The 11525-nt window shown below is 70.4% G+C and carries 8 protein-coding genes; 6 read left to right on the forward strand and 2 right to left on the reverse strand.

What is annotated here, in order from left to right:
• Window positions 1-179: 179 nt before the first annotated feature.
• The 3 genes from ACIBAG_RS05685 (at window position 180) to galE (ending at window position 4233) form a co-directional block, all read left to right on the forward strand.
• Window positions 180-1412 carry an amidohydrolase family protein gene (locus ACIBAG_RS05685; RefSeq protein ID WP_399101310.1) on the forward strand — a complete coding sequence of 411 codons (1233 nt, stop codon included), beginning with the start codon at window positions 180-182 and terminating at the stop codon, window positions 1410-1412.
• 188 nt (window positions 1413-1600) lie between these two features.
• Window positions 1601-3193, forward strand: coding sequence for a glycosyltransferase family 2 protein (locus ACIBAG_RS05690; RefSeq protein ID WP_399101312.1), 1593 nt, complete (start codon window positions 1601-1603; stop codon window positions 3191-3193).
• Between the two features lie 71 nt (window positions 3194-3264).
• Complete coding sequence (gene galE, locus ACIBAG_RS05695; RefSeq protein ID WP_399101314.1) at window positions 3265-4233, forward strand: UDP-glucose 4-epimerase GalE; 969 nt, start codon at window positions 3265-3267, stop codon at window positions 4231-4233.
• An 87-nt stretch (window positions 4234-4320) separates the two neighbouring features.
• Here galE and ACIBAG_RS05700 read toward each other — a convergent pair whose 3' ends face one another.
• Entirely contained in the window at window positions 4321-5412 is a 1092-nt protein-coding gene (locus tag ACIBAG_RS05700) for a glycosyltransferase (RefSeq protein ID WP_399101316.1), read from the reverse strand.
• The gene (locus tag ACIBAG_RS05705; RefSeq protein ID WP_399101318.1) at window positions 5409-8246 is read right to left on the reverse strand and encodes a CDP-glycerol glycerophosphotransferase family protein; all 2838 of its coding nucleotides are present in this window, start codon (window positions 8244-8246) and stop codon (window positions 5409-5411) included. The genes ACIBAG_RS05700 and ACIBAG_RS05705 overlap by 4 nt, the downstream gene beginning before the upstream one ends.
• A gap of 289 nt (window positions 8247-8535) precedes the next feature.
• On the opposite strand from ACIBAG_RS05705, the gene ACIBAG_RS05710 reads away from it, so the two are divergent.
• From ACIBAG_RS05710 to ACIBAG_RS05720, 3 genes are all read left to right on the forward strand, one after another.
• A complete protein-coding gene (locus ACIBAG_RS05710; protein ID WP_399101320.1) occupies window positions 8536-9480 on the forward strand; it encodes a TIGR03619 family F420-dependent LLM class oxidoreductase in 945 nt (314 codons plus the stop codon).
• Window positions 9481-9490: 10 nt separating this feature from the next.
• Window positions 9491-10261 carry an SDR family NAD(P)-dependent oxidoreductase gene (locus ACIBAG_RS05715; RefSeq protein ID WP_399101322.1) on the forward strand — a complete coding sequence of 257 codons (771 nt, stop codon included), beginning with the start codon at window positions 9491-9493 and terminating at the stop codon, window positions 10259-10261.
• Window positions 10262-10388: 127 nt separating this feature from the next.
• Window positions 10389-11507 carry an LLM class flavin-dependent oxidoreductase gene (locus ACIBAG_RS05720; RefSeq protein ID WP_399101324.1) on the forward strand — a complete coding sequence of 373 codons (1119 nt, stop codon included), beginning with the start codon at window positions 10389-10391 and terminating at the stop codon, window positions 11505-11507.
• The last annotated feature ends 18 nt before the right edge of the window (window positions 11508-11525 follow it).

Consider the following 11525-nt stretch of genomic DNA (forward strand, 5'->3'; position numbering starts at 1 on the left):
CCGCCAGTTTGCCTTGTTCATGGCAGATGCGTCAGCTGTGGAGAGGGCGATCACAGCCGGGCGCGCGGGATATCACAAGGCCCTCACGCGCTCTTCGCAAGGAGGTGGCCGCTCTCGCAGCCGGGAGGCGTACGTCCGCATAGCTGACGGACCGTCAGATCGGCGCTACCGTGGCCGACATGGACACCGAGACGACGTTTCCGCTGATCATCTCCGTCGACGACCACACGGTGGAGCCGCCGACCGTCTGGCAGGACCGGCTGCCGAAGAAGTACCTGGACGTCGGTCCGCGCATAGTCCGCGCGCCCCTGAAGGAGATGACCTTCCTGGGCGGGCGGTTCAAGCCCGTCATGGGCCGGCCGGGCGACGACGGCCCGATCGGCGACTGGTGGGTGTACGAGGACCTGCACCGGCCCCTCACCCGCCTCGACACCGCCGTCGGCTACAGCAGGGACGAGATCAAGCTCGAGGTCATCACCTACGAGCAGATGCGCCCGGGTTCCCACGACGTCCCGGCCCGCCTCGCCGACATGGACGTCAACCACGTCCAGTCCGCCCTCTGCTTCCCGACCTTCCCCCGCTTCTGCGGCCAGACCTTCACCGAGGCCGAGGACCACGAGCTGGGCCTGCTGTGCGTCCAGGCCTACAACGACTGGATGGTGGAGGAGTGGTGCGGGCCACAGGCCCGGGGCCGGCTGATACCGCTCACCCTCATCCCCCTCTGGGACGCCGAGCTGGCCGCGCGGGAGGTCCGCCGCAACGCCGCGCGCGGCGTCCGCGCCGTCGCCTTCTCCGAGATACCCCCGCACCTCGGGCTGCCCTCCGTCCACACCGACGACTGGGACCCCTTCCTCGCCGCCTGCGACGAGACCGGCACGGTGGTCGCCATGCACATCGGCTCCTCCAGCCGTATGCCCTCCACCTCCGCCGACGCGCCGCCCGCCGTCGGCTCCACCATCACCTTCGCCAACTGCTGCTTCTCGATGGTCGACTGGCTGATGAGCGGCAAGTTCGAGCGCTTCCCGAACCTGAAGGTCATGTACGCCGAGGGTCAGATCGGCTGGATCCCGTACATCCTGGAGCGCGCCGACGTCGTCTGGGAGGAGAACCGCGGCTGGGGCGGGGTCGCCGACAAGGTGCACCGGCCGCCGTCCGAGCTGTTCGCCGAGCACGTCTACGGCTGCTTCTTCGACGACGCGTTCGGACTCAGGAACCTCGACTCCATCGGCGTCGGCAACGTGCTCTACGAGACCGACTACCCGCACTCCGACTCGACCTGGCCGAAGTCCCGCGAGGTCGGCGAGGCGCAGATGGGGCACCTGGACCCCGACGTGGTCGAGCGGATCGTCCGGCGCAACGCGATCGAGCTGCTGGAACTGACGGACGACGGGCTGTGGCCCGGGAGCGCATGAGAGAGCCGCGGCCCCCTCGGACCAGCCGCAGGGGGCGGCACGGCTGCCCGGCAAGACGGCTTCTCGAAAGTGCAATGAAGTCCTTCTGAACGGAACCCCGAACCCGTACACACCATCTTCCCCACCGAGGTGCGAAGCGTCTCGTACCTGAATATTGCGGTATATATCTCTCTACGGTCGGGGCAAGCATGGCTCTCCAGCAGGCGCAGGTCACCGTCGTCGTCATCGGGTACGACGACGCCGCCCATGTGGCGGACGCGGTGCGTTCGGCGCTCGCGCAGGGGCCTGCCGTCGGCGAGGTGATCGCCGTCGACGACTGCTCCACGGACGGCAGCCTCGAGCTGCTGGAACGCCTGGCCGCCGACGAACCGCGCCTGAAGGTGATCCGCCGCCCGACCAACAGCGGCGGCTGCGGCACCCCGCGCAACGACGGGCTGAACGCCGCGACGTCGCCCTTTGTGATGTTCCTGGACAGTGACGACGTGCTGCCGCCGGGTGCCGTCGACGCGCTGCTGGAGGCGGCCGTAGGGCATGACGCGCCGGTCGCCGCCGGGCTGTGCCTGCGCAAGGAGCTGCCGTCCGGGCGCGAGACCCCCTGGCGGCACGAGCTCTACACCCGGCGCACGCTGGTCGCCCACCCCGCCCGGCGGGAGCGGCTGGTGCACGACACGCTCTGCGTCAACAAGCTCTACCGCACCGACTTCCTGCGTGACCACGGCATCCGCTTCCCCGAGGGCCGCTTCCCCTACGAGGACTTCGTCTTCACCGCGCGCGTGTGGGCCGCCGGGCCGAGCGTCGCGCTCGTCCCGGAGCCGGTCTACATCTGGCACGTGCGCCGGTCGGCGGCCCGGCTGTCCATCTCCCTCGACCGCTCGAACATCAACAACTGGCGGGCCCGTCTCGACGCCGACCAGCTGTCGTACGACATCCTGCTGGGCGCCGGGGAGAAGCTGCTGGCGCGGGCCACGCGGGGGCGCTTCCTCGACCACTCGCTGCGGATGTACGCGCGTGAGCTGGACCTGCGGGGCGCCGAGTACCGGCGCGAGTGGTGGCACCTCACGCGCGCGTACCTGGCCACCTTCGACGAGGGCGACTTCGCGGCGGCGCCCGCGCCCGGCCGGGTCGTCGCCCGGGTGGTCCTCGCCTCCGAGGAGCCGTGCGACCTGGGCCGGCTCAAGGAGTTCGCGGCCCGCCCGGCACGGCTGAACCCGCCGTACGCGCGCGCGGAGGACGGCTCCCCGATCTGGTCGGCGGAGCTGCCCCAGGTGGAGCTGGACCACCTCCTGGTCGACCCGGTGCACCTGCTGCCCGCCGCCGTCGACGCCGAACTGCGGCCACGCGTGCGCGGGACGGTGCTCCGGCTGCGCCTGCACGAGATGTACGGGCGGCTGGCGGATGCGGGACCGCAAACCGTCGAGGCGGAATTCGTGGAGCGGGACAGCGGGCGGGTGGGATTCGCCGCTACGGCGCCCCTCGCGGCCCACCCGGGCTCCGGCACCTGGGCGGCCGAGTTCCCGCTGGACCTGGCGGCGCTGGGCAGCGGCACCTGGGACCTCAGCCTGCGGCTGTGCTTCAGGGACGGCTCTCACCGGGTCATCACCGCCCACGCCGTCGCGGGCGCCGGGCTGCTGCGCCGACACGCACTGCCGAGCCTGCGGCACGCCGTGCTGCTGGTGCAGCCGTACGCGACCCACTCGGGGGCGCTGGCGGTGCGGCTCGCGCCCGGCCTGAGCGGGGTGACGGACGTCGTGCGCCGTCGCCTCAAGCGCCTGTTTCGCTGAACGTGACCACATTCCGTCGGCGTGACACATCCCGTCGACCTGACACATTCCTTGGAAGGGACCCGCTGTACATGACCTGGCTGATCACCGGTGGCGCCGGCTACATCGGGGCGCACGTCGTGCGTGCGATGCTCGACGCGGGCGAACGAGCCGTCGTCTACGACGACTTGTCCACGGGGATCGCCGAGCGGGTGCCCGACGGCGTACCGCTGGTCGTCGGCTCCACGCTGGACGGTGAGCGGCTCGGGCGCGTCCTGCGGGACCACGGCGTCACGGGTGTCGTCCACCTCGCGGCGAAGAAGCAGGTCGGCGAGTCCGTCGAGCGGCCGCTGCACTACTACCGGGAGAACGTCGAGGGCCTGCGCACCCTGCTGTCCGCCGTCACCGAGGCCGGGGTCGCGTCGTTCGTCTTCTCCTCCTCGGCCGCCGTCTACGGCATGCCCGACGTCGATCTCGTCACCGAGGACACGCCGTGCGCGCCGATGAGCCCGTACGGCGAGACGAAGCTGGCCGGCGAGTGGCTGGTACGGGCCACGGGCCGGGCCACCGGCCTGGCCACGGCCTCGCTCCGCTACTTCAACGTGGCCGGCGCGGCCACCCCCGAACTGGCCGACACCGGCGTCTTCAATCTCGTCCCGATGGTGTTCGAGAAGCTGAGCGAGGGCGCCCCGCCGAGGATCTTCGGCGCCGACTACCCGACCCCCGACGGGACCTGCGTCCGCGACTACATCCATGTCGTCGACCTGGCGGAGGCCCATGTGGCGACCGCGCGGCGGCTGCGCGAGGCACCGGGTACGGACCTCACCCTCAACGTCGGGCGCGGGGAGGGCGTCTCGGTGCGCGAGATGATCGACCGGATCAACGCGCTCACCGGCCACGCGCTGCCCCCCGAGGTCGTGGACCGGCGGCCGGGAGACCCCGCAAGGGTCGTCGCCTCGGCGGACCGCGTCGCGGCGGAGCTGGGCTGGAAGGCGCGGTACGGGGTGGACGAGATGATCGCGTCGGCGTGGGCGGGCTGGACCCGGAACCACCCCGCCTGAAACCCCTTGGGGGGTGAGGCCCCCGGCCCCACCCCCCAAGCTCCACTCTCCGCGCTGCCTTTCCGCGCTGCCTCTCCAGCAAGCGCGCTACCTCTCCAAGAAGCCGAACAGCGCTTCCCACCGCCCCGCGATCTCCTCCGCCCCGTACCTGCGGATGTTCTCACGCGCAGCGTCCCCCATCCGGTCCCGCAGCCCCGCGTCCGACATCAACAGGTCCAGCTTGCGGGCGAGTTCACCGGTGTTGCCGGGCCTGGCCAGGAGGCCGTCCTCGCCGTCGCGGATGATCTCGTGAACGCCGGGGGCGCAGTCGAAGGCGGCGCAGGGCACGCCCATGGCCATGGCCTCCATCAGAGCGAGGGGGAAGCCCTCGCCCCTGGACGACAGCGCGAACACCGAGCCGCCCCGCAACGCGCCCGGCACATCGCCCGTACGCCCCATCCACGCCACCGAGTCGTCGAGCCCCAGGGCGGTGCACTGCTTCCTGAGGATCTCCTCGTCCTCCCCGGAGCCGTAGATCTTCAGCACCCAGCCGGGGTGCCGGGACGCCACCTCGGACCAGGTGTCGAGGAGCATGTCGACGCCCTTCTCGTCGCTGAGCCGGCCGATGCTGATGACGGCCTTCTCGGTGCGCGGCGAGGGCACGTCCGGCAGCCAGGGCACGGCGTTCGGCAGGTACGAGGCGTTGTTGAGGCCCGCGCCGATCCACAGGTCGGCGTCCTCGCGGGTGAGGACGAGCATGCGGTCGACGTCCGCGTAGTGCTTGAGGACCCGGCGGAAGCGCGAGGACCGTTTCGAGGTCTCGAAGGACTCGTGGCTCATCCCGATGACGGTCAGACCGCTGGTGTCGGCGAGCTTCACCCACTCCATCGCCCACACCTGGGTCACGATGACGACCGCTCCGGGGCGCGCGGCGCGAAAGAGGTTCGTCAGCACGCCGGCCTTGTCCCGCATGCTCGCGTCCCGCGCCCGGCCGGGGGCCGGCGGCTGACCGGCGTACAACCGGGTGGTGGGGTACGGGAGCTCGCCGAGGTCGTGCGGGTCCTCGGGGGTCGTGATCCCGATGACGTGGACGCGGTGGCCGCGCTCGGTGAACAGGCGGGCCATCTGGTGGGACCAGCTGGTCACCCCGCCCAGCTCGTCCACGCTGTTGGAGACCAGGAAGATGTCCCGCCCCGTCATGCCTTCCTCCACTGGCTGAAGAACTCCTCGACGATGCGCTGCGCGGCCGTGCCCTCGTCGTACTCGCCGAAGTCGGCCACGAACCGCTCGCGCGCCGCCGCGTACTTGACCGACTGCTCCTCCAGCGACGACGTCGCCAGCACGGAGTGCAGCTCCTCCTCGGTGCGCACGACCGGGCCCGGTGCCCGTTCCAGCAGGTCGAAGTAGGTGCCGCGGCCCTCGTGCACGTACTCCTCGTAGTCGTGCGGGAAGAACAGCATCGGGCGGTCCAGCAGGGCGTAGTCGAACATCACCGACGAGTAGTCCGTGATCAGGGCGTCGGCGAGCGCGAGGAGGGGCGTCACGTCGTGGTGGTCCGAGACGTCGATGACCCGGCCCCGCACGGACGGCGGGAGCACGACGTGGTTGAGGTAGTGCGCGCGGACGAGGAGGACGTACTGGTCGCCGAATTCGTCCGCGAAGCGGTCCACGTCGAAGGGCAGCGCGAAACGGCGCTGTCCGTGGTGGCGGAAGGTGGGCGCGTACAGCAGCACCTTCTTCCCGGCCGGGATGCCCAACTCATCGGCCAGAGGCGGCCGTTCGGTCGCACCCCGCGCCGCCGCGAGCGCGTCGTTGCGCGGGTAGCCCACGCGCAGCAGCGTCTTCTCCCGCAGCCGGAAGGCCTTGGCGAGGGTGCGGACGTCGTGCTCCGAGCGGATCAGGAAGTGGTCGAAACGGTCGAGGGAGCGCTGCTGTTCCGCCTGTTCGGGGCGGGACTTGAGCTTCCAGCCGGCCTCGTCGAAGCCCATCCGCTTGAGCGCGGAGCCGTGCCAGGTCTGGATGTAGGTCGTCCCGGGGCGCTTGGTCAGCTTCAGCGGGTAGCTCTGGTTGTCGATCCAGAACTCGGCGCGGGCCAGCGCCTTGAGGTAAGGCAGTGACCAGCGGCGCACCAGCGTGGCGTCGGCAGGGAAGCCCTTCGGGCTGCCCGTGTACGACCACACCGCCTCGAAGTCGAGCCCCTGGCGGCGCATCTCCTCGTAGATCGCCCGGGGGCTGTCGCTGTACTGCCGGCCGAGGTGGCTCTCGAAGACCACCAGCCGCTTCTGCACCGGCATCCGCAGGAAGACGTCGTGGTAGAGGCGGAGCTTGGTCTCCCCGCTGGTGACCTTCGCGCGCAGCGCCTTCGCCTTGCGGTAGCCGGTCTTGGCGAGTCGGCCCGGGGTGCCCCGCAGACCGCGGACGACGAGGTCGTTGGCCTTCTTGCCGGGGACGAGACGGAAGGCGAGGTGGCCGCGGCTGGAGACCTCCGGCTCGATCCGGTCCGCGACCAGCCGGGTCAGGCGGGGGCGCACCGGCACCTCGCCGGTCACCAGACCGGGCCGGGTGGCGGTCAGGCGCGTCGACGTGCGCTCGCCGTCGACGTCCAGGTGGAGCCGTACGTCCCACACGGCGTCCACGATGCCGAGCGGGCGCAGGCCCTTCGCCAGGTCCGCAGAGGCCTCCCAGGAGACGTACGGGCCCTCGTGCCGGACCGTCGCCACCGGGAAACGGAAGGTCTGGAAGCGCAGCCCCTGGCGGCGGGCGTAGAACTCCAGCTCGGCGGTGAGCCGGGCGCCGGCCGGGATGATCCCGAGGGGGTTGGTGACGCGCCCCGCGAGCCGGACGACGCCGCCCTTGCCCCGCTGCTCGTCCTGCCGGTACTCGGTGAGCTCGTTGCGCGGGAACAGCTTGGCGACCGGCCGGGTGTGGTAGCCGAGCTCGGTGACGTCCAGGATCCTGCGCGCGAAGGGATCGTCGTCGATGTGCTCGGCGCACCAGTAGACCCGCCCGTCGCGCTCGGTGAGCGGGGCGGAGACCTTGTCGCGGTTGGTGAGCGTGTCCACGGCCGGAAGCAGGTTGTCCCAGTCGCTCATCCGCAGCAGATACGCGCAGACCGCGTGGATCGGCTCGACCTCGTCGTAGGCGGCCGGGTCGATCGACGTGAGATACGCGCGGGCGAGGGCGGCGAACTCCTGACGGTAGGCGGCGTCCCGGAAGGGCAGGTCGCGCAGGTGCAGCACCAGGTCGTGCTTGAGGAACTTGACGTCCTTGCGGAACCTCAGCTCCGTCATGCCCTGGTCGGCGAGCAACCGGTCGACCCGGCGGTGCATCTCCATGCGATGGGCGAAGTTGGCGATCTCGGCGCGACGGTTGCTGATCGACTTGGCGTTCGCCTTCTCGACCACGTTCCAGTCGTAGACCCGGTTCGGTATCAGCGTGATGCGGCGGGCCGCCACGTAGGCCTGGGCGGAGAAGAGCAGGTCCTCGTAGTGGATGCCGACCGGGAACTCCAGGCCGGCGTCGAGCAGGAACTGGCGGCGGTAGCACTTGTTGGTCGACAGGGTGTCGAAGACCAGCAGGTCAGGCAGCTCGGCGATCGAGTCGAGGGTGCGGGTGCGGGCGTACAGCCACGGGTACCACTTGACCTCCTTGCGGTGCCGCGAGTCCACGTGGACGCGCACGCACATGCCGGAGACGAGGTCGGCGCCGGTGGTCTCGGCCGCGTCCAGGAAGTTGCGGCAGGCGTCGCGCTCCAGGACGTCGTCGCTGTCGAGGAAGACGACGTACGCGCCACGTGCCTCCTGGATGCCGCGGTTGCGGGGCGCGCCGCAGCCGCCGCTGTTCTCGGGCAGCCGGTGCGCGCGCACGCGGCCGGGGTGCTCGGCGGCGAGCCGGCGGGCCACCTCGTACGAGCCGTCCTTGCTGTGGTCGTCGACGATCACGACCTCGACGCTGCGCAGTGTCTGCTCCAGCACCGAGCGCACGGCCGTGGGCAGTCTGGCCTCGTCGTTGTAGACGATCACGACGACGGACATGGCGGGTCGCTGATCCCCGTCCACCTTCACCCCATTCATCACTTCTTCCACCCTCTGGAGGCGATCATGCGCCAGAGGGTCACTTGGGTAGATGTCCAGGGTGCCGGGCGGGTTGCCTCGGCGGCCCCGGACGCGCGGTTCGAGCACCGAGCGTGCACAGAGTATGCACGGAGCGTGCACGGATGGCGTAGGCATCCGCCATCGCCCCGGGTCTTGTCTGACGGTCCGTCAGCTACGAGCATGTAGTCCGCGTCACTCCACCCGCCGGACCGCCAGTGAAGGGGGCGCCATGCCCGCCCTGCCGCCGGAAGGGCGACGACTCGCCTACGGCATCCAGCTGCCCGTCCAGTCCCAGAGCACGATCTACGCCGAACCCTGGGAGGCCACCGCCGGCCCCGACGACCTCGTCGCCGTCGCCCGCGCCGCCGACCGCGCCGGTTTCGCCTACCTCGCGAGCTGCGACCACGTCGCCATCCCACGCCGCCTGGCGTCCGCGATGAGCACGGTCTGGTACGACCCCGTGGCCACCCTCGCCTTCCTCGCGGCGGCCACCGGGCGCATCCGGCTGCTCAGCCACGTGGCCGTGGTGGGCCTACGGCATCCGCTCCTCATCGCCAAGCAGTACGCCACCCTCGACCACCTCGGCGGCGGTCGTCTGATCCTCGGGGTCGGGGCCGGGCACGTGCGGGAGGAGTTCGAGGCGCTGGGGGTCGACTTCGAGCGGCGCGGGGCCGTGCTGGACGAGTCGATCGACGCCCTGCGTGCCGCCCTCGGGCCCGACGAGTTCCCCGAGCACCACGGCAAGCTCTACGACTTCGCGGACCTGGGCCAGCTCCCGCGCCCCGCTCAGGAGCACGTTCCGCTCTGGGTCGGCGGATCGTCCCCGGCCGCCGTGCGCAGGGCCGCCCTCAAGGCGGACGGCTGGCTGCCGCAGGGGGACCCGCGGGACCGGCTGCCCGCGCAGATCGCGCGGATACGGCGGCTGAGGGGGGAAGCGGGCATCGAGGGGCCGTTCTCCGTCGGCGCCATCGCCGAGCCCCTGTACGTCGGCGAGCCGCGCTGGGACGTGGGGCGCCGCACGCTCACCGGCCGGCCGGAGGTGCTGGCCGAGTCCCTGCGGGCGTACCGGGCGATGGGCGTGGACCAGATCCAGGTGCGGTTCCGCAGCCGCAGCCGCACCGAACTCACCGACCAGATAGCCGCGTTCGGCGCCGAGGTGGCGCCCGACCTCTAGGGAGAACGGCATGGGCAAGCTGGACGGACGTGTCGTCATCGTCACGGGCGCGGCACGTGGACAGGGTGAGCAGGAGGCCCGCCTGTTCAGAGCGGAAGGGGCCGAGGTCGTGCTCGCCGACGTCCTCGACGAGCAGGGCGAGGCCCTGGCACGGGAGATCGGTGGGCGGTACGTCCATCTCGACGTGGGCGAGGAGGAGGCCTGGCGGGCCGCGGTGACCGCGGCGAAGGAGACGTACGGCCGCATCGACGGCCTCGTCAACAACGCCGGCATCCTGCGCTTCAACTCCCTGGTCGACACGCCCCTCGACGAGTTCATGCAGGTCGTACGGGTCAATCAGGTCGGCTGCTTCCTCGGCGTGAAGACCGTGGCGCCGGTGATGGAGGACGGCGGCACCATCGTCAACACCGCCTCCTACACGGCCGTGACCGGTATGGCGGCCGTGGGCACGTACGCCGCCACCAAGCACGCCATCCTCGGCCTCACCCGGGTCGCCGCCCTCGAACTCGCGGACCGGCGCATCCGCGTCAACGCGATGTGCCCCGGCGCCATCGACACCGCGATGTCCAACCCGGCCCAGCTGGACCCGGCGGCGGACGCGGCGGAGACGAGCCGGGCGCTGGACGAGCTGTACCGCAAGCTCGTGCCGCTCGGGCGGATCGGCAGGCCGCAGGAGGTGGCGCGGCTGGCGCTGTTCCTGACGTGCGACGACTCGTCGTACATCACCGGGCAGCCGTTCGTGATCGACGGTGGGTGGCTGGCGGGCGTGAGTGTCATCTGACTGCCCATCAGCTATTGACCCGCCATGCCGGTGGTGCGACAGTCTGTCGAAACTGACGGAGCGTCAGAAATGGCGTCAGGAACCTTGGCGTCTCGGAAATCTTCGCGACCGGGGACGGTGAACCTCCTTGGAATTCGGGCTCTTTGTACAGGGATACGTGGGCAAGCGCGCCGAGACCGACCCGCTCGCCGAGCACAAGGCGCTGATGGAGGAGACCGAGTACGTCATCCAGGCGGACAAGTCCGGCTTCAAGTACGCGTGGGCCTCCGAGCACCACTTCCTGGAGGAGTACTCGCACCTGTCGGCCAACGACGTGTACCTGGGGTACCTGGCGCACGCGACCGAGCGCATCCACCTCGGGTCCGGGATCTTCAACCCGCTCGCCCAGGTCAACCACCCGGTCAAGGTCGCCGAGAAGGTGGCCATGCTCGACCATCTCACCGGCAACCGGTTCGAGTTCGGCAGCGGGCGGGGGGCCGGGTCGCACGAGATCCTCGGGTTCCTGCCCGGGATCACCGACATGAACTACACCAAGGAGATCTGGGAAGAGACCATCGCCGAGTTCCCGAAGATGTGGCTGCAGGACGAGTACGTGGGCTTCCAGGGCAAGCACTGGTCGCTGCCGCCGCGGAAGGTTCTGCCGAAGCCGTACGGGAAGTCGCACCCGGCGATGTGGTACGCGGCCGGGTCGCCGCCGTCGTACGCCATGGCGGCGAAGAAGGGGCTCGGGGTGCTGGGCTTCAGTGTGCAGAAGGTCGCCGACATGGAGTGGGTGCTGGAGCAGTACAAGACGGCGATCGTGGACGCGGAGCCGGTGGGGGACTTCGTCAACGACAACGTGATGGTGACGACCACGGCGATCTGTGCGCCGACGCATGACGAGGCGATCGAGATCGCGGTGAACGGGGGGCTGCACTATCTGCCCTCGCTGGTGTTCCGGTACCACGACACGTTCCCTCGCCCCGAGGGGTTTCCGGTGTGGCCGGAGACGTTGCCCGAGTACACGCCGGAGTTCGTCGAGCTGTTGATCGAGGAGGAGCTGCTGATCTGCGGGGATCCGGACGAGGTGCTCACGCAGTGCAAGCGGTGGGAGCAGGCCGGGGCGGATCAGTTGTCGTTCGGGTTGCCGGTGGGGGTGCCGAAGGAGGAGACGTTGCAGACGATTCGGTTGATCGGGGAGCACGTGATTCCGAAGATCGACACGGATCCGGTTCATCGGACGTCCCGGTTCCGGGCTGCCGCGTAATCGCCGTTGCGGGGTGCG

The sequence above is a fragment of the Streptomyces sp. NPDC051243 genome (assembly GCF_044455405.1).
GTDB lineage: Bacteria > Actinomycetota > Actinomycetes > Streptomycetales > Streptomycetaceae > Streptomyces.

Excerpts from the sequence above, each read along its gene's own strand:
- ACIBAG_RS05685 (WP_399101310.1), top strand. The coding sequence starts at position 180 with ATGGACACCGAGACGACGTTTCCGCTGATCATCTCCGTCGACGACCAC.
- ACIBAG_RS05690 (WP_399101312.1), top strand. The coding sequence starts at position 1,601 with ATGGCTCTCCAGCAGGCGCAGGTCACCGTCGTCGTCATCGGGTACGAC.
- galE (WP_399101314.1), top strand. The coding sequence starts at position 3,265 with ATGACCTGGCTGATCACCGGTGGCGCCGGCTACATCGGGGCGCACGTC.
- ACIBAG_RS05700 (WP_399101316.1), bottom strand. The coding sequence starts at position 5,412 with ATGACGGGGCGGGACATCTTCCTGGTCTCCAACAGCGTGGACGAGCTG.
- ACIBAG_RS05705 (WP_399101318.1), bottom strand. The coding sequence starts at position 8,246 with ATGTCCGTCGTCGTGATCGTCTACAACGACGAGGCCAGACTGCCCACG.
- ACIBAG_RS05710 (WP_399101320.1), top strand. The coding sequence starts at position 8,536 with ATGCCCGCCCTGCCGCCGGAAGGGCGACGACTCGCCTACGGCATCCAG.
- ACIBAG_RS05715 (WP_399101322.1), top strand. The coding sequence starts at position 9,491 with ATGGGCAAGCTGGACGGACGTGTCGTCATCGTCACGGGCGCGGCACGT.